This is a genomic window from Nocardia sp. NPDC058633 (assembly GCF_042717045.1).
In the GTDB taxonomy this organism is placed as follows: Bacteria; Actinomycetota; Actinomycetes; order Mycobacteriales; family Mycobacteriaceae; genus Nocardia.
Map to the genome: position 1 here is coordinate 13,467 of NZ_JBHXRA010000031.1, position 21,282 is coordinate 34,748.

A 21,282-nucleotide genomic window follows, 5' to 3' on the forward strand; every position below is an offset into this window, starting at 1 on the left:
CTCGGGTGTTGCCTGAGCCGTATCGGTTGCACCACCGTGCCGAATTCTCCCGCACGGTGCGCCGCGGTCAACGAATCGGGAGGCGAGATCTCGTCGTACATGCGCTCACGCGCGGGTACGACGAAGTCGCCGACGGCGATTCCCTTGTCCGTGTAGGCGGTCCTCGGTTCGGGCTGATTGTCAGCAAGGCGGTGGGTAACGCGGTGGTTCGCCACCGGGTGGCCCGCCGCCTGCGTCATATGTGCGCCCAGGTGGTCGACGAACTACCGGTCGGCACCGACGTCGTGATCAGGGCCCTGCCCGGCGCCGCTACCGCCGATTCCGCCGAGTTGTTGCGCCAGCTGCGCACCGGCCTCCGCAAGCTCGGCTTGCGTGGGGAGCCGGAGCTCGCGCTCGGTCGCACCCCGGCCGGAGAACGGCGATGAGAACCCTCACCAGACTGCCCGCTACAGCGCTGATCTCGTTGATCGAGCTCTATCGGACCTATGTCTCCCCCACCCGGATGCCGATCTGCCGGTTCACTCCCACCTGCAGTGAGTACGCGGTGACCGCCTTGCGTACCCGCGGGTTGGTCGTCGGATCGGCACTCACGGTCGTGCGGCTCGCGAAATGCGCGCCCTGGCACCCTGGAGGGTGGGATCCCGTGCCTGAGCGCGGGTCGAATGCTCGCATGAGCGGTCAGCGGCCGGAGACGGAAGCGGAGCGTGACCACGGAGGCCGCCCGAGCATGCGGAACAGACACTGCACAAAGTCATCGCCCGCGCTGATCGGCGATACGAACGACGGGAGTACCTAGAGCCGTGCTCGACATCATCTATTGGCCGGTATCCGCAATTCTGTGGTTCTGGCACAAAGCCTTCGGCTTCGTGTTCGGCGCCGACAGCGGGCTCACCTGGAGCCTCGCCGTGGTGTTCCTGGTCTTCACCCTCCGGCTGGTGCTGTACAAGCCGTTCGTGAAGCAGGTCCGCACCACCAAGCAGATGCAGGAGTTGCAGCCCCAGATCAAGGAGCTGCAGAAGAAGTACAAGAACGACCGCGAGACCATGGCGCGGGAGATGCAGAAGCTGCAGAAGGAACACGGCTTCAACCCGCTCATGGGCTGCCTGCCGGTCCTCGTTCAGGTGCCGGTCTTCCTCGGCCTGTTCCATGTGCTGCGCTCGTTCAACCGCACCGGCCACGGCTGGGGCCAGCTGGGCATGTCCGCCTACGACAACGCCCACACCCCGAACTACATCTTCAGTGCGACCGATGTCCAGTCGTTCCTGAGCGCCCGCATCTTCGGTGCGCCGATCGCGTCGTTCATCACCGCGCCCAGCAGCGAGATGGAGGCCTTCGCCGACTGGGGCGGCACGCCGACCAAGCTGAACATCGCGATGATCGCGATTCCGCTGATGATCATCGCCGGCCTGGCGACCCACTTCAACGCGCGCGCCTCGGTCCAGCGGCAGACTCCCGAAGCCGCGGCCAACCCGCAGGCCGCCATCATGAACAAGCTGTCGCTGTGGGTCTTCCCGCTCGGCGTGATGGTCGGTGGCCCCTTCCTGATGATCGGCATCCTGCTCTACTGGGTGGCCAACAACATCTGGACCTACGGACAGCAGCACCTGGTGTTCGGCCGGATGGAAAAGGAAGACGAAGAGCGCAAACAGAAGAAATTGGAGCTGCGCGCGCAGAACGCGCCGAAGCCCGGTGTCAAGCCGGTCGACGTCCGCAAGAAACAGGACGCACCCGCCGACGATGCCACGCCTTCGGCGAACGGCACCGCGGCGACCAATGGCACCCCCAAGCAGTCGGCCAAGCAGGGTGGCGGCAAGCGCAGGCCCGGCGGGCAGCAGCGGCCGGGTAACCGTGGCCGTGCGAACCAGAAGCGTAAGCGCTGAGACGCGATCGGATAGAGGGAATCCAATGACTGTTGAGACCGAGACCGACGGAGGGGACGCCACTGTGGCGACGACTGCTGTTGACGTCGTGAACGACGCCGAAGAAGCGTTGATCGAAGAGGGCGAGATCGCGGGCGACTACCTCGAGCAGCTACTCGATGTGCTCGACTTCGACGGCGATATCGACCTCGATGTCGAGGGCGACCGCGCCATCGTGAGCATCGACGGCGGGCGCGATCTGACCAAACTCGTCGGCCGTAATGGCGAGGTGCTCGACGCGCTGCAGGAGCTGACCCGCTTGGCCGTGCAGCAGGCGACCGGTGTGCGGAGTCGGTTGATGCTCGATGTGGCCGGCTGGCGTGCGCAGCGCCGGACCGATCTGAGCGAGATCGGCGTCGCCGCCGCGAAGCGGGTGCTCGAGTCGGGCGCGCCCGAGGCGCTGTCCGCGATGACCCCGTTCGAGCGCAAGATCGTGCACGACGCCGTGGCCGATATCGAAGGTGTGGCGAGCGAGAGCGAAGGCGTCGAGCCGAATCGTCACGTGGTGGTTGTGCCCGAGTAGGCTTACTCCCGCCGTAACCACGAATGATTGTGATTAGGCCTCCGGTCTCGGACCGGGGGCTTTTTCATTGCCCTCAACGGAGAAGGATGTTTCACGTGGAACGAGAACTGGGCGCGCCGTCCGACGAGCAGGAACCGCCCGCCGCCGCTGCCCGAGTGTTCGGCGACCGCTTGGACATCGCCCGTCGCTACTACGCGGCGCTGGCGACGGCCGGTGTGGAACGCGGTTTGATCGGTCCCCGTGAAGTCCCCCGGTTGTGGGAGCGTCACATTCTGAACTGCGCCGTGATCGGTGAGTTGATCGATGAAGGTGCCTCGGTTGTCGATATCGGTAGCGGTGCCGGCCTCCCCGGAATCCCCCTGGCGATGGCGCGCCCCGACCTACGCATCACCCTCGTGGAACCGCTGCTGCGCCGGACGATCTTCCTGAGTGAATTCATCGAAGAAGCCGGACTGGACGTCACTGTGGTCCGTGGCCGCGCCGAGCAATCCGGCGTGATCAAGGAAGCCGGCGGTGCGGATGTCGTCACCTCACGCGCGGTCGCCCCGCTTGCCAAACTCGCCCACTGGTCGCTGCCCCTCCTCCGCGACCACGGCCGCATGCTCGCCCTCAAAGGAACCAGCGCCGCCGAAGAACTCGAACGCGATGGCGCCGCGTTGATTCGTGATGGTGCCACCGATCTCCGCGTGGTCGGGTGCGGCGCGGGCATCGTAGAAATCCCCACTCTTGTCATCAGCGCCGAACTCCTCCCCCGGGCCGAGCGTCCGACTCGTCGCAGCGAGCGTAAGGCGGCCGGGGTGGAGAAGAAGGCTCGAAAGCGTCGCGAATCCTGATCGGCTCGAATTCCCGTCGGCAGAGCGGTCATTTTTTCTTTCGTAACGTGACGAATCATCCCGAGGGTGGTTGGCTAGGGCTGAGACGGTCCCATTCTTTGTAAATAGTGGATGGCCGCTGTCGCGGGGCGGACGTGTGTTTCACGTGGAACGCGAAACACTTCCTGTGTGTGGTGCGGACTCGCGAACGCGGGGAATCTCGTCGATGGAGTGAACTCGGCAGTCGTCGCGCCGATGCCACCGGGCGAATGAATCGGTTATGTGAGAGATCCGCTCCCCCGGCTCGGTCGCCTCGAGGCAACTCTCGGTACCGATGTGCGAAGCCCACATGCGTCAGTGGTTGGCCGAGCTCGTGAGCGTCCGGTCTTGAAGATCGCTGCGGCAGGTGAGTGTTGGGACCCGGTAGGCAGGGAGATGTGCTGCCACGACTCGACCCCGCCCGCCCGTCGGAATCGGTCCGTCAGCTTGTCGGTGATGAAGAGTCCCCGCCGCGGGCCGTTGATCGCGCGGGTCTTCTAGAAAGAAGTTCGGCGGGATCCGCGCGCCGAACTTCGGTTGCCCATGGGGTGACGGATGCCTCATGGAAGTCGCCGTGAGCGAAAGCGTGCGGCAGCCCGCGCTTCTCGAAATCAGCAAAGGGAGTCGGCAACCGATCGCTTAGCCGCGCAACGGATCGAGTAGCCGGACTATGGAGCGGGTAGCCGGGATGCGGAGCCGGGTAGCCGGGATGTCGAGCCGGTAGCCGGGATGTCGAGCGGGCAGCCGGGATGCGCAGCCGGGCAGCCGCGCTACGGAACGAGTAGCCGAACGGGCAGCGGTTTACAGATCGGACAGCGGACCACTGATCGGACAGCGGACCACTGATCGGACAGCCGCGGGCAGTCGGGCCGCGGACCGGACAACCGCGACGCCGCGCCGGCGGCCGCGCTATGGATCGAGTAGCCGAACGGGCAGCGGTTTACAGATCGGACAGCGGACCACTGATCGGACAGCCGTGGGCAGCTGGGCCGTGGACTGGACAGCCGTGGTGGGGATCGAGTTTGTCGTGCGACCACTGACCCCGCCTACTCATCCTGGCCGGTTGCCGAAGCGGCCAGGCGTCAGGAGGCGATGCGAAGGCGAGACAGTGGAATGCGCGGCATGCGGTCCAGTGATGACCCGGCAAGCGGCGGCAACCACGTCCAGCTCTCCGAGTCGAAAGTTCGGCAATCACTTCAGCCATCCCTCGTGGGCGGTGGGGATGTCGGCGTCCAAATTCCATGACTTCATCTGCTTGTGGTCGGGTCGCACCGCCGGTTCGGTAGACCCGTCCAGCGCCTCCCCGGGCGCGGCGCGGGCGTCGATGGTCATAGGTTCGCGGTGCGTCGAATCCAAGAAGCTGACATCGTCGAGCGGTGTCAGGTCGAGCGCGACTATTGCTACTTCGAGGTGCCTCGATGGGTAGGTCGCCGGACCCCCTCGCTGGAGCGCGGTGGTGTGTGCGACGGTCTCGGGCGATTGCTCTTTCGAGGTAGGTCGATGGCAGGTCGCCGGGCCGTGCTGGATCTTGGTGGGATTCGTGCGTTCGGGGATGACAGCGCAGGCGGTCGGTGTCTTTCGCGCGGGCAGTTCGACAGCCTTCTCCGCAGAGAATAATCGCAGAACCATGGTGTGCGCCGAGATCGTGGTGAGAAGCGGATCCACCGGCCAACTATCGCTCTGCTCCGACGTGCCGTACTGCGCCGACGACTCGGCAGCGGTGAAGTCGACGACCCATCAATGGTGAAGACGGTGGGTGCCGAGGGGCGGACCGCTGCGAGTGACGATCGGGTGCGGGGCGCGGCTGGCGGGTGCGGGGCGCGGCTGGCGGACGCGGGGCGCGGATGGCGGACGCGGGGCGCGGATGGCGGACGCGAGATGCGGATGCGGGATGCGGGTGGCGGATGCGCGGCGCGGGTGGCACAGGGGTCGACTGTTGGAATGCAAGTGGCGCTGCGTGCACCAGAATTCGGTCGGCCACTCCCCCGTTGTTTCCCGTGAAACATCGACGGCAGCCACGGATTCGCGACACTTTGGTGTGTCCTACTCGGCGTGCCGCGATTCAGCTTTCCTAACTGTCGTGGGGCTGGCAAGCTGTTCAGAGTCGGGCGGGAGTGAGCCACCTTCCTCGAGTCTTCGAGTTCTCCACCGACACAGTTTGTTTTATGACGACACGGCGCCGACGTTCGTCGGGGATACGTGATCTGAAGTTTCTCGGGTTAGGAGCAATCTATGTCGAGCGGTCCGGCGAATGTTTCACGGGAAACAACGTCGCGGGTCCCGGGGATGCTGGATTCCAGCAGCTTCGACGCGGAGACGTTCGGGAATACTCCTTTCGGGCACATCTCCCCGGCCGAGACCCCGATCGCGGCGGAAGCGCAACGCGCCAGCCAGATTCTGCATCCAGGAAAGGTCACTGTGCCGAAACCTCGCGAGCAACGGATCATCACCATCGCCAACCAGAAGGGCGGCGTCGGTAAGACGACGACGACGGTCAATCTTGCGGCGGCGCTAGCGCATCAGGGAATGACGGTCCTGGTAGTCGATCTGGATCCGCAGGGGAACGCGAGTACGGCGCTGGGCGTCGCGCACAACTCGGGTGTGCCGTCCAGCTATGAGCTGTTGATCGGTGAGGTGGCGGTCAAAGACGCCATCCAGGTGAGCCCGCACAGCGAGCGGCTGCTGTGCGTCCCGGCCACGATCGACCTGGCCGGCGCGGAGATCGAACTGGTCTCGATGGTCGCCAGGGAAGGTCGGTTGAAGACCGCCATCCGCGAGGCGAGCATGGTCGGCTTCGACATCGACTATGTGCTGATCGACTGCCCGCCCTCGCTGGGCCTGCTCACGGTGAACGCGCTCGTGGCAGCCAAGGAGGTGCTGATCCCGATCCAGTGTGAGTACTACGCGCTCGAGGGCGTGGGTCAGTTGCTCCGCAATATCGGGCTGGTGCAGGCGCACCTCAACCCGGAGCTCCACGTGTCGACCGTCCTGTTGACGATGTACGACGGCCGCACCAAGTTGGCCGACCAGGTGGCCGAGGAAGTACGGAACCACTTCGGCGACGTGGTGCTCAAGTCGATGATCCCGCGCAGCGTGAAGGTCTCGGAGGCGCCGGGCTACGGCATGACCGTGCTCGATTACGATCCAGGCTCCCGCGGTGCGATGAGCTACATGGACGCGGGACGCGAGCTCGCCAGTCGTGCGCAGCTGAAGCAAGACGCGTCGTAGCGTGAGTTGGAACGAAGAAGGGATCGGTACCCGATGAGTCAGGCGAAAAAGGGCGGCCTCGGTCGCGGGTTGGCCGCATTGATCCCGACGGGCCCGGCCGTGGCGCCGGGTCTGAGTAGTGCCGCGGCGAGCGTGATCGGGATCAATCCGATCGGCCCGCAACCGGCCGAGGCATTCCTGCATCGGGTCCCGGACGCGGAACCGGAGCAGGAGGCGGAGCCCGAAGCGGAGCTGGTCTCCCCCGGCGGCGCGGTGTACCGGGAAATTCCGGCGGAGCTGATCGAGCCGAACCCGAAGCAGCCGCGTCAGGTCTTCGAGGAAGACGCACTGGCCGAGCTGGTGCACTCGATTCGCGAGTTCGGTCTCATGCAGCCGATCGTCGTGCGCCGGGTGGAACCGGGTGTCGACAAGTTTCAGTTGGTCATGGGCGAGCGCCGCTGGCGCGCGTGCCAGGAGGCGGGGCTCGCGACTATCCCGGCGATCATCCGTGACACCGACGACGGCTCGATGCTGCGCGACGCACTGCTGGAGAACATCCACCGCGTACAGCTGAATCCCCTCGAGGAGGCGGCGGCGTACCAGCAGCTGCTCGAGGAATTCGACGTCACCCACGAGGAATTGGCTTCGCGAATCGGTCGCTCGCGACCGGTGGTTACGAATATGATTCGCTTGCTGAAGCTGCCGATTCCCGTGCAGCGTCGGGTGGCCGCCGGGGTGCTCTCGGCCGGACACGCCAGGGCGCTGCTCGGCTTGGATGCCGGCGCGGACGCACAGGAAGTATTGGCGGCGCGGATCGTCGCCGAGGGTTTGTCGGTTCGGGCCACCGAGGAAGCGGTGACTCTCGCCAACCGCAATCCTTCGGAGACCGCTCCCCCGGCGCCGAAGCGCAAGCCGATCCAGATGCCGGGTCTGCAGGATGTCGCCGAGCGGCTGTCGGGTTCCTACGACACTCGGGTCACGGTGAGCCTGGGCAAACGTAAGGGCAAGATCGTTGTCGAGTTCGGGTCGGTCGAAGATCTCGAGCGCATTGTGGCGCTGATGGAGCAAGTCGGCCCCGAAACGTCACTGTGACTGAAAGAGGCGGCACCGTACTGTGAATAGTGATGTGGCGTGAGCGTGGATGAATCCGACAGCTGGAGGCTGAACAGGGCGGTGCCGACCAGCGTCACGGCGTTGACTCTCGACGGACTCGGTCAGCTCCCGGCGCACACCCGGCGGTGTGTGTTCTGGGAGCTCGACCCTGCCGTCGCCGCCGACTCGCACGCGTTCAGCGATCCGGTCTTCGAGAAGGAAGCCTGGCTCTCGACGGTGATGCTGGAGTGGGGTTCGTGTGGGCAGGTGGCGCACGTGGAGAACAACCTCGCGGGCTGCGCGCTGTACTCGCCCCCGAGCGCGGTGCCGCGATCGGCGCTGTTCCCCACCTCCCCCGTGAGCCCGGACGCGGTCCTGCTGACCACGCTGCAGGCCGAATTCCCCTACGACGAGGCCGATGTAGCCCATCGCCTTGTTCAGGCCGTGGTGGCCGATCTGGTGCGCCGTGGCGTGCGGGCGCTGGAGGCATTCGGCATTCGCAACGGCCCACCGTCCAGTTCGGTGGCCGATCGAGGCTTCGGATCGTCGATGCGGTTGATGGAACGGATCGCCGCGCCCCTGCGCGACCCGTCGTCGGCGACGAGGTGCACTCCCGAAACCTGCATGATCGACGCCGATTTCCTCACCGAGGTCGGTTTCGAAGTGGTGGCCCCGCATCATCGCTTCCCCCGGCTTCGCCTGGAGCTCGACTCCGATCATGGCTGGAAGGAAGACGTCGAGCGAGCCCTCGACCAACTCCTCGCCGCAGCGTCGATGGAACCGCCGTCGCGCGTCGGCGCGCACTGATCCGAGACAACGAGAACGGCCCCGCGGAAACCGCGGGGCCGTCGGTCCGAGAAGGAACTACACGCGCGGGGACGACACGTTGCCCGCGTCGGCGGCGGCCAGTTCTTCGGCCAGCAGTTCGGCGAAAGTGTAGGTGCCGGTGGGCTGGTCGTCCTGGCCGAGCAGATAGAGCCGCTTCACCGAGATGAGAATCGCTTCGGCGATCACGTCGCGCATGCGCGGGTTGGTGAGTATCGAGGCGTCGTAGTCGTTGGTGAGGTAGCCGAGGTCGACCTGGACGGTCGGCATCTTGGTCAGTCGCAACAGGTCCCAGGTGCGCTGATGGGTCCGGCAGTCCTGCACCGAGGTCCGGGCCACCACTTCGCGCTGAATGAAGCCGGCCAGCACCTGCCCGATCATCGACACCGAACCGTGGGAGTTGCCCCAGTAGAAGCCGGCCACTCCCTTCGCGGACGGGTTGTCACTCGTCGCGCAACGCAGCGAGATCATCAGATCGGCGTCGAAGGAGTTCGATGTCTCGGCGCGTTCGACGTCGGTGGGGTTGGCCCCCCACGGCCGCGACAGGAAGGTCTCCATGCCGGTCGCGGCCATCCGGCCCTCGAGGCGCGAAGCCAGATCCCACAGGATCTCCGACTCGTACACGTCACCGAACTCGGTGGGCACCGCGAAACCCTTGTCGGCCCCGCCGAACCCGGGATCGATGACGATCCGCTTGCCGGTGAGCTGCGGGCCCGCCCGGTGCACCACTTCTTCCTCGGCGATGCGGTGCGGGTTGCCGCCGGTGACCCGCGCACCGAGCAGATCGAGCGAGCGCAGGGTGTCGGGTCCACAGATTCCGTCGGCGGACAGGCCGATCTCGCGCTGGAACGCGCTGAGCCCCTCGTGGGTGTGCGGGCCGAAATGCCCGTCCACGCGATACACATAGAAGCCGAGGTCCTGCAGCTTGCGCTGCAGAGTGGCCACGTCGTCACCGTAGAGCGGTGCCGACAATTGGTAGATCAGTGTGCGAGCACCCAGCCGGTAGGAGGCTTCCTTCAGCGCGCGATAGGTGGCCGGACCGACCACCCCGTCGACGAGGAGTCCGCGCTGCTGCTGGAACGCGCGGATCGCCGAATCGAGGGGCCGATCGAACACCGCCTCGGTGTCTTTCCAGTACTCGGGTACGTCGGATCCATCGGTGGACTCGCCGTGTTGGAGATGCAGGAAACCGAGGCTTGCGAGGGTGCTCCGAACCTCTGCGACGGCTGGTCCTGAATCGCCGTGACGAAGTCGGTGCATGCGTGAGAGCCCTTTCCTTCGACCGGAGCGTCCGTCGATTGTCTCAGACCCGGGCCGCTTTGCGGGAATCCCGGGTCCAGGCATCCTACGGCGCGTCGGCCGGTAGGAGGCGCTTTTGTCGGATGCTCTGTGTCAGATGAGGCCGTCGAGCTCGCGCAGCAGGGCCGCCTTACCCTTGGCTCCGACGATCTGCTTCACCGGCTTGCCACCCTGGAACAAGATCATCGTGGGCAGCGACAGGATCTGGTAGTCGCGGGCGGTGCCGGGGTTGGCCTCGGTGTCGAGCTTGGCGATGGTCAGCTTGTCGGCGTGGGTGCCCGCGATCTCCTCCAGCACGGGGGCGACCATCTTGCACGGGCCGCACCAGTCGGCCCAGAAGTCCACGAGCACCGGCTTTTCGCTGAGCAGGACGTCATCGGCGAAGGACTGGTCGGTGACGGTGATGGTGTTGGCGCTCATGGGTGTCTCCTCGACAGGGGTGGAACTCGAAATACTCGAAATCAGTTGGCGCGAACGGCGGCCGGGCCGTCGGCGTGGTCGAGCGTGTTGGCGGTGATGTCGCCCTGCTCGGCGAGCCAGCGCTCGGCGTCGATCGCGGCGCGGCAGCCGGTGCCCGCGGCGGTGATGGCCTGCCGGTAGGTGTGGTCGACGAGGTCGCCCACGGCGAACACGCCTGCCACGTCGGTGGCGGTGCCCGGATCGGTCACCTGCACATAGCCTTCGCCGTCGAGTGCCACCTGGCCCTTGACGAGTTCGCTGCGCGGGTCGTGGCCGATCGCGACGAACAGCCCGGTCGCGTCGAGCTCGGATTCCTCGCCGGTGCGGGTGTCGCGCAGGGTGAGGCTGGTGACGCTCTTATCGCCGTTGACCTTCACGACCTCGGAGTTGAGCCGGAACTTGATCTTCTCGTTGGCCTTGGCGCGCTCGAGCATGATCCGCGAGGCGCGGAACTCTTCGCGGCGGTGCACGATGGTGACACTGGCGGCGAACTTGGTGAGGAAGGTCGCCTCCTCCATGGCCGAGTCGCCACCGCCGACCACGACGATGTCCTGGCCCTTGAAGAAGAAGCCGTCGCAGGTGGCGCAGGCGCTCACACCGCGGCCGAGCAGGTCTTGCTCGCCGGGCACATTCAGGTAGCGCGCGGCCGAGCCCATCGCGAGGATGACGGCATAGGCCTCGAAGGTCTCGTCACCGACGGTGACCTTCTTCACGGGACCGGACAGGTCGATCGCGTCGACGTCCTCGGTGCGCAGCTCCGCGCCGAATCGCTTGGCCTGGTCGCGCATCTGTTCCATGAGATCGGGGCCCATGATGCCGTCGCGGAAGCCGGGAAAATTCTCCACCTCGGTGGTGGTCATCAGGGCGCCACCGAATTGGGTGCCCTCGAAGACCAGCGGTGAAAGCTCCGCGCGGGCGGCGTAGACGGCCGCCGTGTAGCCGGCGGGGCCTGAGCCGACGATGATCAGGTCGCGAACTGGCGTGCTCATGGGGCCCTTCCGAAAAAGCAATGTGGGGACGTGTCGGTCAACAACACCTTAATCGGTGTTGTTCCCTGTGCTTGTCTCGCGGCTGACGCAGCTGGGCTTTCAGCCGATGTCGCGGACGGTCAGTTGTTCGGGGGTGCCGGTGGTGCACCCGGTGCCGACGACCAGGGCGGTGATGGTGGGGGCTTCGGCGCCCTGGACGAGGACGAGGACGGCGTCGGAGCCGCGGAAGGTGATGCTCGTCGCGCCGAGCACCGCCCGGTCGATCCCGTTGGCTCGCACACAGCGGGTGAGCGCGGTGTCGTCGGCCAGCGGGCCGACCACGTCGCGTTTACCCAGGGCGCGCAGGGCGGCGGCGGTGGTGAGTTCGTCGGCGGTCACCGGTTCGGTGAACGGGGCGGCGGTGGGCGTGCCCTCGGTGGTGTCGAACGTGCTGAACACGGCACCGGCGCCCGCCAGGACGGCCACCGCGGCGGCGGCCGCGGCGAGTAGCCCCAGCTTGCGTCGGGAACGGTAGCGGTCCAGCGAGATCGGGGCCTGCTCGGCGGTGGGTGCCGACTCGGTAGGCGGCGGCTCGGTGACCAGCGAGAGCGGGGTGATGCGTTCGGTGGGTCCCTCCCCCGCGTCGAGGTCGGCGACGAAACGGAACATGCGGTCGGCCACGTCGTCGGGCATGCGGTGCACGACCCGCTCGTCGGTGGCGAGCGTGCGGAGGTGGGTGTTCACCTCGTCGAGCTTGTTCAGGTAGTGCAGCGCGTCTTCGTCGGTGCGGACCATCGGCCACAGTTGCTCGCGCAGTTCGGGCGCGAGGTTGTCGGCATGCAGATCGGCCAGCAGTTCCGACGGGAACGGAGGCTGCGGCACGGATCGAGACATCCTCGCACCTCCCCTGTTCTGTCGATATCGGATCGCAGGATTCACATCGCTGACTTGTTCGTCACTGTTAATGACGCATCCCGACTACGTCCGGTTCCCTGGATCCCGGAAAAATTCCAAACGTTCTTGCAAACGTACGCGCGCTCGGGCGCATCGGCTCTTGATCGTGCCCGGCGCCACGCCGAGCGCAGCGGCGGTTTCGGCGACGCTACGGCCCTCCAGCTCGGTCATGACCAGGGCCAACCGCTGTTCGTCAGGGAGGGTGAACAACGCCTCGCTCACGACCGTGGACAACTCGTAGTGGGCGAACGCGTCGTGCGGGTCGACCGCCTCGGGCATGGTGTCGGGCAGGATCGAGACGGCACGGCGGGTCTTGTTGCGGCGGATCCGGTCGAGGCAGGCATTGACCACGATGGCGTGCAGCCAGCTGCGCACCTCGGATTCGGCACGGAACGACTCGGCGGTGCGATGGGCCGAGAACAGGGCGTCCTGCAGGCAATCGGCCGCGTCCTCGCGGTTGTAGGAGGTACGCAGCGCCGTCTGCCACAGATGGTCGGAGTGTCGGCGCAGCAGTTCGGCGAAGACGTGCGGTTCCCCGCGCACGTGGGCGGCCAGCAGTTGCTTGTCGCTGCTGTTCTCCAGGAACGAGCGCACGCCTGCCGCGACCTGCCGCGGCGGCACACCGCGAACCTGCTCGTTGACATCCGGCGACAAAACTGACCCCTTGGACAGCGCTCGTTACGGCGACTTCAAGTCGGCGAACAAGGCCGATCCATCACCTGACTACCACGCGGCGTCCAGGATCGACGTCGACAAATCCTGGGTAACTCCCTACCGAGAGCGCGGGCTGATCATATCGTTGATAACAATTACGCACCAACCGGACCGCGGTTCGACCAAGATCGATAAGGGTCCCATAAATGATCGGCCACCTGCGCGAATGGGCCAGGGACGAGTACCTGAGCACGCGCGACGAAAACACGCGGTACGCCGGTCTGCCGACGGCGGGAAGGCCGCGATCGGGTCGCGAGTGCGGCTAAGGGGCCGCGTCGAAACGGACGTCGGCGATGGCGGTCTGGAACTGACCGCCGGAATTCGCCAGCCCGGTGATCCAGACGAGCACGAAACGAGCGGCCTGATCGGTCTGCACAGCGATGTCGGTGACCCCGTCACCGAGCTTGGCCGAACCGATCAGCTGGGTCTGGTCGAGGGTGGGCGCCTCGGTGGGCGAGGTGCGGATCTCGACGGTGCTCCCCGCGCTGGGTGAGGTGATCGACACATTGGTCAGCTTCGCCGGCGTCGGCAGGGTGGCCAGCAGTCCCACGCCCTTCTTGAGGGCGGGGAACTGCTGGAAGTACTGATCGGTGCGCCACACCGTCCCCGCGTTGTGGTCGAGCACCGCGCCCGCCGCCGCGGCGCCGTCGGGGGTGCCCTCCGGGGAGAACACCGCCGCGCCGGTGACGGGCACCGGCACGCTCGTCGGCGGGGTCGCGGGTTCATCGGCGGGCGGAGCGGACGCCGCGGGCGCCTCCACACTCGAGGTGAGCCCGATATTGATCTGCTGATCCAGCGGCTTGTCCGACGCGCCGGGCGCGAAGATGCTGACCATCCACCAGATCAGCACGCCGACCACCAGCGCCGCCAGCACGCCGAGGCCGACCATGATCCACATCATCCGCTGGGAGCGTTCCCGCTCGGCCGCGAGCAGTTCCGGGTCGGCGAGTGAATCGGCACCGGGGGCCACCGCCCGCTGACCCAGACGTAAGACCGGAATGAAATCGGTCTTCTGGTCGACGACCGAGGCCTGCTCGAGCACGTGCTGCACGGTGGCAGCGGTGCGCACGCCCTTGTTGGACTCCAGCGAGCGAACCGCGACGGCCGAGATCTCGAACGGCACCTCCGGCCGGATCTGGCGCGGTTCCACCGGCGTGCCGTCGGGCCCGAAATCGGCCAGGTGCAGACCGCCGATGGTGGCCGCCGAGCCGGTGACGCCGCCGACGCGAAGCGGCCAGCGTGCGGTGATCAGGGCGTAGAGCATCGCGCCGAGGCCGCGGACATCGCCTTGCGCGTCGGAATCGCCGAGCGTGCCGGGGAACGCAAGGACGGCGTCACCGGAGGCACTGATCCGGATTCGATCGGGGTGATCGATCGACAGCGAGCCGCCGCCACGGTGGGCGAGTTCGGCCGCCGAGGCGAGCGCCCTGATGGCCCTGGCCGCGCCGACCGGCGACGGCACGGTCTCGGCCATCTCGCGCAGTGAACGGCCGGGAGTCCACTCGGCGACGACGATGCCGCCGGAGCTGCCGCGCACCACGTCGAGGACCCTGGCCAGGCCGGGCGCGTTGATCCGGCCCAGTCGCAGCGTGCGCGACAGCACCGCCTGCGGGCCGTCGTGACCGGAATTCTCACCGGAGGTCTGATCGGCGTCGACGAAGGTCAGCGCGACCTCGCGATCGAGCTTGATATCGAGTGCCTGCCAGAACTTCAGCCCACGCGCACCGCCGTGACCGGCCAGCAGCCGGTACCGGCCGCCGGCGACGGACGCGCCGGGGATGAGCTTGGGCCCGCGCTGCGCACGGTTGGCCGCCGCGCCGCCCGAGGTCACCTGCGGCGGGATCGGCAACATGCCGGTGTCGTAGGACGGGTCGCTCGGCGGCATGGCCGAACGAGCGCCTTCTTCGTGCGTATCGCCTTCGTCTGGCGCGTCGGCATGCTCGGATCCACTCGAGTGCGGCGCATCGGGCCCGACCTCGGTGGACATTCCTGCTGCCGCGCGCGCCGCAGAATCAGCGGCCGGGACGCCGCCCACCGCGTCATCGCTCACCCTCGGTCCTCCTTCGGCCTGAAAACCCGTGTCGGTCTGCGGAACAGCGTACGGGAACTGTGCTTGACCGGTGCTGTCAACAGCACCCGGTCGAATGACGGGCAGCACCATGGTCTGGGTGTCCAAAGACTGCCCGTATGCGGGGTATCCATAGGTATCGGGACGGCGAAGGACGGTCGTCGCGTAGATGTCGTCGGACGGGGTGTCGTCGAGTCCGAGATCCGGCGCGGGCGGGGTGATGCCGAGCCTGCGCGAGATGGCGACGGTGATGGCGACGACCTCGGGGATTCCGGCCAGACGCATCAGGCCGAACGCCACCGAGAACATCACCACCGCATCGACGGCGACGCGCAGCAGCGAACCCGCGCCGCCGGAGACACGGTCGAGTCCGGTCACCGTGTCGACGATCAGCATCACCGCGCCGCCCGCGATCGAGGCGAGCAACACTCTGGTCACAGTTCGGCCGACATTGACCATCCGCAAATCACCGAGGCTGCGGTGCAGCAGCACTCCGCCGATCACCGCGCCCGCGGTGAAGCCGAGGCCGGTGGCGACACCCAGAATGATCACCACGTCGTCGCTGTCGCGGGCGATGACCGGTGCCAGTGCCGAGATCACGATCTTGATCGTCGTGATGCCGAGAATGATCCAGGTCGGTGTCCACGCCTGCTCGCGCGCGTAGAACACCCGCAGATGGATGAGCACGAGCGAATACGGGATGAGCGAGAACGCCGACCAGCTCACGGCGTCGCCGAGACGTTCGGCGTCCCCGGAGAACCGCGCGTAGCCGTAGAGCGCCTGGCCGATCTCCGGGCCCGCGAGGGTCATGAAGGTGACGATCGGGAGCATCGCGATCATCGTGAGCCGGGTGGCAACGGAGAGATCGTCGACCACCGCGGGGGTGTCGTCGTCGGCGGCGCTGCGACTCAGCCTCGGCATGATCGCGGTGAGCAGGGTTACCCCGATCACGCCGTAGGGCAGCTGCAACAGCGCCCAGGCGTTCGCGAAGATCGCGGGACCCGCCTCGTCGGCCGCGGACGCGATGTTGTTCGCGACCACCAAGCCGATCTGGCTGATCAGCACGTACAAGATGATCGCGATGCCCATCTTGCCGAACTGCTTGAGACGCGCGTCGACTCCCCAGAGCGGACGCAAGTTGATTCCGTGCCTGCGGATCGCCGGCAGCAGGCACAGCGCCTGTGTCGCGACGCCCGCGGTGATGCCGAGGCCGAGGACCAGCAGCTTCGGGTCGCTCATCCGTACCGGATCGAGGGTGATCTCGCCGGGTGTCAGCGCGTAGACCGCCAACACGGTCAGGGCGACCACATTGTTCATCACCGGGGCCCAGGCACCCGGCTTGAACGCCTGCCTGGTGTTGAGGATCGCGGTGAACAGCGCCGACATGCCGTAGAAGAGCAGCGCCGGTGCCAGTAGGTACGTCAGCGCGATGGTCAGGTTCGTGTTCACCTTGCCGTCGGACGACACGAGCACGTGACCGGCCAGGATCGGCGTGGCCGCCAAGGTCAGCACTGTCGCGACGAACAGCACCGTGAAGGCCGCTGTCACCAATCTGCGCACGAACGCGACACCGTTGTCGGCGTCCTCCTGTTCGGCGCGGATCAAGGTCGGCACGACGATGGCGGTGAGCACGGCACCGAGGACGAGTTCGGCGATCATGTTCGGGATCAGGTTCGCCGAGATGAACGCACTCGCGATGGCCGGACCGAGCACCGTCAGCAGCAACAACTGCTTGGCGAACCCGGTGATCCGGCTGATCAGCGTCGCGACCGCGATCGAACCCGAGTCCTTGAGCAACTTCGCATTGGCACTGATCGGGGCGGCGCCCGCCTTGCCGGCAGGTTCGGCCGCCACCTTCTTGGGGCGGGCGATGACCTGGGTCCGCTCCGACGAAAGATCACCGGCAGGCGATCCAGCTCCCCGTCCACCGAAGGCGGTCTGCCGCCCATCTCGCGCGGGATCCGAGGCGGGCATTCCGGGAAAGCTCGCCCGCGGCGGCCCCGGCCGCCCCTGCACCGGCGGATTCTGCCTACGCCCACCGGGCGGATCGGGCCGCTCCTGCCGCGGAATGGCGCCGGACTGCGCACCACGCGGCGGGGCGGGGCGTTGCCGCGGGAATTCCCCCGAGGCGTTCGGGCCGGGCCGTCGCGCGGCCGATCCCTCCGGGCCGGGCCCCGCTGAGCTGGGTCGCTGCTGTTGCGGAAACTCACCCGAGCGACCGGCGGAGCCAGGTGCTGGGCGTTGTTGCTGCGGGAACTCGCCCGAGCGACCGGCGGAGCCGGGTGCCGGACGTTGTGGCGCAGGTCCGGGGCGACCGTCAGGGCCCGCAGCCGGAGAACGCGGTGGTTCGCCGGGGCGGCCGACCGGACCGGGACGCTGCGGCGGGCCACCGGGGCGCTGCGGCGGCGGCCCGGGACGTTGCTGCTGCGGGAACTCACCCGAGCGGTTCGCCGGGCCTGGTGGCTGTAGACGCGGGTTGGGGACCGGACCGGGCCGGTCGCCGTGCACCGGACGTCGCGGATCCGGGGAGCGGTGGTCGGCGGGAGCCGGGGGCATTCCCGGGCGGCCAGGCCCCGGTCGGTGTCCGGCGGGCGGTTGCGGCGCGCCGGGCTGATCCGGGCCGGGGCGGTATCCGGGGGGCGGCGGTTCCGGCCGATGCGTCGGTGGACCCGGCGGCACGACAGGACGGGGATTGCGATGAACCGAGGGCGGCTGGGGTGCGCTCGGATCGGCGGAGCCCGGTCGGTAGCCGGTCTGCTCGATGGGCCGGTAACCGGCCTGCCCCGGTATCTCGGGCCGAGGTTCGGGGGGTCGCTCCCCCGGGTGACGCGGGGTGGCGGGAGCGGGATGACGAGGCATCGCGTGCGGATCGAAGGCCGACTCACCGGGCCGGGCCTGCGGCCTGCCGTCGCGGGGTGCGGCGAAGTCTGGGTCCGGGCGGTGGCCGGGCGCACCGGGGCGCCGGTCCGCCGGACGGTCGACGTGCGGGAGGGCCTCGTCGCGATCGGCGTCCTGCCCGGCCGTCATGCCACGCTCCCATGGTGCGCTGGGGGCACGGCGAAGGGTCGGTTCGTCGTCGTGGGCACGCCGATGAGCGGAATCATCGTCGCTCATCATGCCTCCTGTAGCCGGCGTGACCCGCGAATCCCGCCGGTCCGATGAGCGTTTCGCTCACCAGTGCCACTCTCGTCCCTGTCTGTCATGGTGCCCTGACCGCGTGTCAGCCGCGGGCGTTCACTGCCGTTGCAGCCGCTGGCGTGCGCGTCGCAACCGACCCGCCCGTTCGACCGTCTCCGGGGTGAACCCTTCGTCGGCCGGGTCGGGCTGACCGCGGAACCGCCGCAGCAGTCGGCGCCCGGCCAGGAGCAACAGCAATATCGCGGCACATCCGGTAATTATGGCCAAGGCCTGACCGTAGGCGTTCGAGCGCACCGAGACCGAGGTCGCCTCCCCTAGCGCTATTCCTTCCGGAGTGGTAAGGGCGATCGGAATCACCAGCTTACGGCTGTCGCTCACCTCGGTCGGGATCTGGAACGAGCGGGTCCCGTACGGCGGAAGCAGCTGTTCACCGATATCGGTGATGTTCGTCTCGGCCGGTGCCTCGATCCGGAACATCACCCGGATGGCGACGGGCAGTTCGTTGCGCGCCACCAGCAACAACGGGCTCTGCTCGGAGGCCAGCGTGTACACCCCGCCCGGCGGTAGCACCGAGACCGAGGAGAACATCGTGTCCAGTTCGCGGGTCGCCTGGTCGATGCGTCGCTGGGCGTGCAGGTCGGCGAGGGTGTCGTTGTCGGCCCGGCGATCGGACAGGCTCAGGGCGCGCAGCAGATCCTCGCGCGCCGGGGTCAGGAACGCGAGCGGCGTGAGCTCGGATTCGGGCAGTTCGACCAGCGCGCGCATCAGCTCGGTCACCCGGGCACCCTGGGCGTGCACCGGCCCGATGAACTCCTCCGGCGCGGCGTCCTGGGCCGCGCGCGGCAGATACTCCAGCGCGAACGGCTGCGGATCGGGCGCCTGAGCGACGAGGTCGGCGAAGGCGCGCGGGCTCGCGAGATTGTTGCGGGTGAGCAGTTCGAGCTGTTTGAGCAGCGCGACGCCCTCCTCCCGGTTGGCGCCCCACTGCTGCGGTGGCATCAGCAGCTGCGATCGCGGCCGGTCCGGCGCCGGGTTGAGCGCACTCCAGGCCATCGCGCCGAGTGCGTCCTGCACGCGGGCCGCGCGTGAGTCGTTGGTGACGTCGAAGCGCACCTTCGACGGTGTGAACGACGGCGTCGGCGGATTCGAACCGACCGCGGCCAGCGCGGTCGCCGACCAGATGTCGAAGGTGGTCACGTGCAGCGCGGGATCGGTTCCCACCGCGGCGCCGGGCGGCGGTTCGACGCTCACATTCGGCACCCGCACCACATCGGGCGCCGGCTGTTCCCCGCCCACGACGACACCCGGCGTGAGCGTGGTCGGCGCGGTGGTGAGCGCGTTGTCGGTCTCGGGGGGCGAGCCGTCAGCCGACACCGCGGTACCGGCCAACACCGCCGTGCCGAAACCGTGCCCGCGCAGAAGCTGCCCGGCCGGATCGTCGATGCTGCCCGAATCGGGCAGGCTCACCCCGCGCATCGACTGCGTGCCCAGGATCGAGTCCACCACATCGGCGGGGGCGAGCAGGGCCCGCGCCGACAGGCCCGCATCGTTCACCGCGGCCAGCGCCGACATGTCGACCTGTGCGAACGGCAGCGCCACCGTGCACATCGACCTGGCCAGCACGCGCAACCGGTCGAGCCAGGCCTGCGCGTTCGCCGCCCCGGTGCCCTCCCTGGTCGCTCCGCTCGGATCCGACGGACTCGCCAGCACCCGATAGCCGCGCGTCATGGTCTGCACGGTCGAAACCAGGTCCGGGTCGATGGCTATGCACACCGATCCGGCCACTCCGGTGTCCTTGCCCGGCCCTGGCACCACCGATTCGAGCGCCGCGACGAGCTGTTCGAGACGCCCGCCCTTGGCGACCGAGGCCGCCAGTTCGTCGTCGAGCAGTTCGACCTGACCATCCACCGCGCCGGGCTTGCCCGCGACCATCCGCGGCCGGTCGGCCAGCGGCCAGATCATCGTGGTCGCGACGGGCGTCGCTTCGGGCGGCGCCGCCACCGGCGGGTTCGTGTCGTCGGTGCCGGGCAGCCCCAGCACGGGCAGCAGGAACCGCGCGTCGTCGAGCCGGGCCTGGCCGCCGTAGGCGGGTTCGCCGTTGACGTTGAGCAGAAGCGGATACACGCCGGGATCGGTCAGCCCGAGCGAGGGCTCCGAACCCGCGCGCAACGCGATACTCACCGAGAACTGTTTGCGCTGACCGGGACTCAGCTGCGCCGCCACATCCTGGAAAGGGCCGGTCACCTCGTAGTTCACCTGGTCGAGGCGCAGCGAACTACGCAACCCGCTCGGCGTATCCACCGCGCCCGCCCGCTGGATCCGCACACTCACATCGTCGACGACCCGGTCACCGATATTGGTGACCGTGCCCGACACCGTCAGCTTCGGGTCGCTGCCGGTGGTGACCGTGCCCGGCGCCACCGCGTCCAGGGTCAGCTTGAGAAACTTCGGGGTTCCCGACTCGTCCGTTTGAGCGTGCGCGACCGCGGGCAGCAGCGTCATCGAACCCAAGATGGTCAGGACCGCCGTGATCAGCCGGATCAGTCCACCCGTCATCGCTTGCCGGTCTCCATCCGGTCGATCAATCGATTCGCCACCTCGGCCAACCTGCGTTCGTCGGCGTAGGCCAAACGGGAATCCAACTCGCTCAACGGAACCCACGCAACCTGGGTCACCTCGACGTCGGCGTCGGACAGCTCACCACCCAGACACCGCAGCAGGAAATGGTGCACGGTCTTGTGTACTCGCCTGCCCTCGGTGACGAACCAGTAATCGATACTGCCGAGTTCGGCGACCACCTCACCGTCGATCCCGGTTTCCTCGGCGACCTCGCGGATCGCGGTCTGCTCGGAGGTCTCGCCTTCTTCGATATGGCCCTTGGGTAGCGACCACAACAGTCGGCCTCTTCTATCGGTCCGTCCGATCAACGCGGCGGTGCGCTGTTCTTTCGGGCCGTCCAGGCCTTCGACGACCAGGCCGCCTGCCGAGGTTTCCCGGACGGTGCGCATGCGGGGTTTGCCGGCAGTGTTCGCCGAACCGCGCCGCCGCGGCTGGCGGCGTCGACTGTTCGCGCGATCGGCCGGAGGAGACACCTCGCCAGCTTAGCTGTGCAGATCGAGTGCGGGCGCGGGTGAGGGGGCGGGGCGGGGTTTGTTGTTCGGTAGTCCCAGGGGGTTTGACGCTGGGTTTGTTGGAGCGCTGGCGCGCTCGAGTCGCGGCCCCTGGGGGCCGCCGGTTAGGCGCCGTTGCTTGCTCCTTCGTCGCG

18 protein-coding genes are annotated in these 21,282 nt (G+C 67.7%); 9 read left to right on the forward strand and 9 right to left on the reverse strand.

Translation table 11 applies throughout. From position 1 onward, the window contains the following. The first annotated feature begins 5 nt into the window (after window positions 1–5). The 5 genes from rnpA (at window position 6) to rsmG (ending at window position 3,275) form a co-directional block, all read left to right on the forward strand. Window positions 6–425: a ribonuclease P protein component gene (rnpA, locus tag ACFWUR_RS28660; protein WP_378910980.1), complete on the forward strand. Its 420-nt coding sequence runs from the start codon at window positions 6–8 to the stop codon at window positions 423–425. Beyond that, window positions 422–796, forward strand: a complete 375-nt coding sequence (gene yidD / locus ACFWUR_RS28665; protein ID WP_378910981.1) for a membrane protein insertion efficiency factor YidD — start codon at window positions 422–424, stop codon at window positions 794–796. Before rnpA ends, yidD begins: the two co-directional genes overlap by 4 nt. 4 nt (window positions 797–800) lie before the next feature. Further along, window positions 801–1,880: a membrane protein insertase YidC gene (yidC, locus tag ACFWUR_RS28670; protein ID WP_378910983.1), complete on the forward strand. Its 1,080-nt coding sequence runs from the start codon at window positions 801–803 to the stop codon at window positions 1,878–1,880. A gap of 25 nt (window positions 1,881–1,905) precedes the next feature. Next, window positions 1,906–2,442 (forward strand): R3H domain-containing nucleic acid-binding protein, encoded by a 537-nt coding sequence (locus ACFWUR_RS28675; RefSeq protein WP_056822606.1) that lies wholly within the window; start codon window positions 1,906–1,908, stop codon window positions 2,440–2,442. An 86-nt stretch (window positions 2,443–2,528) separates the two neighbouring features. Continuing rightward, window positions 2,529–3,275: a 16S rRNA (guanine(527)-N(7))-methyltransferase RsmG gene (gene rsmG / locus ACFWUR_RS28680; RefSeq protein WP_378910985.1), complete on the forward strand. Its 747-nt coding sequence runs from the start codon at window positions 2,529–2,531 to the stop codon at window positions 3,273–3,275. Window positions 3,276–4,484: 1,209 nt separating this feature from the next. Here the strand turns inward: rsmG and ACFWUR_RS28685 are convergent. Further along, window positions 4,485–4,958, reverse strand: a complete 474-nt coding sequence (locus ACFWUR_RS28685; RefSeq protein ID WP_378910986.1) for a hypothetical protein — start codon at window positions 4,956–4,958, stop codon at window positions 4,485–4,487. A gap of 567 nt (window positions 4,959–5,525) precedes the next feature. Here ACFWUR_RS28685 and ACFWUR_RS28690 point away from each other — a divergent pair. The 3 genes from ACFWUR_RS28690 to ACFWUR_RS28700 all read left to right on the forward strand — a co-directional run bounded on the left by ACFWUR_RS28690 (window position 5,526) and on the right by ACFWUR_RS28700 (window position 8,399). Continuing rightward, complete coding sequence (locus tag ACFWUR_RS28690; protein WP_378910988.1) at window positions 5,526–6,521, forward strand: ParA family protein; 996 nt, start codon at window positions 5,526–5,528, stop codon at window positions 6,519–6,521. Between the two features lie 33 nt (window positions 6,522–6,554). Then, a complete protein-coding gene (locus ACFWUR_RS28695) occupies window positions 6,555–7,592 on the forward strand; it encodes a ParB/RepB/Spo0J family partition protein (RefSeq protein WP_378910990.1) in 1,038 nt (345 codons plus the stop codon). An 81-nt stretch (window positions 7,593–7,673) separates the two neighbouring features. Then, window positions 7,674–8,399 (forward strand): GNAT family N-acetyltransferase, encoded by a 726-nt coding sequence (locus tag ACFWUR_RS28700; protein WP_378709243.1) that lies wholly within the window; start codon window positions 7,674–7,676, stop codon window positions 8,397–8,399. Window positions 8,400–8,456: 57 nt separating this feature from the next. Here ACFWUR_RS28700 and ACFWUR_RS28705 read toward each other — a convergent pair whose 3' ends face one another. The 6 genes from ACFWUR_RS28705 to ACFWUR_RS28730 form a co-directional block, all read right to left on the reverse strand. After that, window positions 8,457–9,677 carry a peptidoglycan-binding protein gene (locus tag ACFWUR_RS28705; RefSeq protein WP_378910991.1) on the reverse strand — a complete coding sequence of 407 codons (1,221 nt, stop codon included), beginning with the start codon at window positions 9,675–9,677 and terminating at the stop codon, window positions 8,457–8,459. A 132-nt stretch (window positions 9,678–9,809) separates the two neighbouring features. Beyond that, complete coding sequence (gene trxA / locus ACFWUR_RS28710; protein WP_378910992.1) at window positions 9,810–10,136, reverse strand: thioredoxin; 327 nt, start codon at window positions 10,134–10,136, stop codon at window positions 9,810–9,812. A 41-nt stretch (window positions 10,137–10,177) separates the two neighbouring features. Beyond that, a complete protein-coding gene (gene trxB / locus ACFWUR_RS28715; RefSeq protein ID WP_378910993.1) occupies window positions 10,178–11,164 on the reverse strand; it encodes a thioredoxin-disulfide reductase in 987 nt (328 codons plus the stop codon). Between the two features lie 99 nt (window positions 11,165–11,263). After that, window positions 11,264–12,037, reverse strand: coding sequence for a hypothetical protein (locus ACFWUR_RS28720; RefSeq protein WP_378910994.1), 774 nt, complete (start codon window positions 12,035–12,037; stop codon window positions 11,264–11,266). 84 nt (window positions 12,038–12,121) lie between these two features. Next, window positions 12,122–12,691 carry an RNA polymerase sigma factor SigM gene (gene sigM / locus ACFWUR_RS28725; RefSeq protein WP_378910998.1) on the reverse strand — a complete coding sequence of 190 codons (570 nt, stop codon included), beginning with the start codon at window positions 12,689–12,691 and terminating at the stop codon, window positions 12,122–12,124. 382 nt (window positions 12,692–13,073) lie between these two features. Next, on the reverse strand, window positions 13,074–16,853 hold the full coding sequence (locus tag ACFWUR_RS28730; RefSeq protein ID WP_378910995.1) for a lipid II flippase MurJ: 3,780 nt from the start codon (window positions 16,851–16,853) through the stop codon (window positions 13,074–13,076). 873 nt (window positions 16,854–17,726) lie between these two features. On the opposite strand from ACFWUR_RS28730, the gene ACFWUR_RS28735 reads away from it, so the two are divergent. After that, the gene (locus tag ACFWUR_RS28735) at window positions 17,727–18,041 is read left to right on the forward strand and encodes a hypothetical protein (RefSeq protein ID WP_378910996.1); all 315 of its coding nucleotides are present in this window, start codon (window positions 17,727–17,729) and stop codon (window positions 18,039–18,041) included. Between the two features lie 72 nt (window positions 18,042–18,113). Here ACFWUR_RS28735 and ACFWUR_RS28740 read toward each other — a convergent pair whose 3' ends face one another. After that, complete coding sequence (locus tag ACFWUR_RS28740; protein ID WP_378910997.1) at window positions 18,114–20,573, reverse strand: DUF6049 family protein; 2,460 nt, start codon at window positions 20,571–20,573, stop codon at window positions 18,114–18,116. Beyond that, window positions 20,570–21,025, reverse strand: coding sequence for an NUDIX hydrolase (locus ACFWUR_RS28745; RefSeq protein WP_228536794.1), 456 nt, complete (start codon window positions 21,023–21,025; stop codon window positions 20,570–20,572). The genes ACFWUR_RS28740 and ACFWUR_RS28745 overlap by 4 nt, the downstream gene beginning before the upstream one ends. Between the last annotated feature and the right edge of the window lie 257 nt (window positions 21,026–21,282).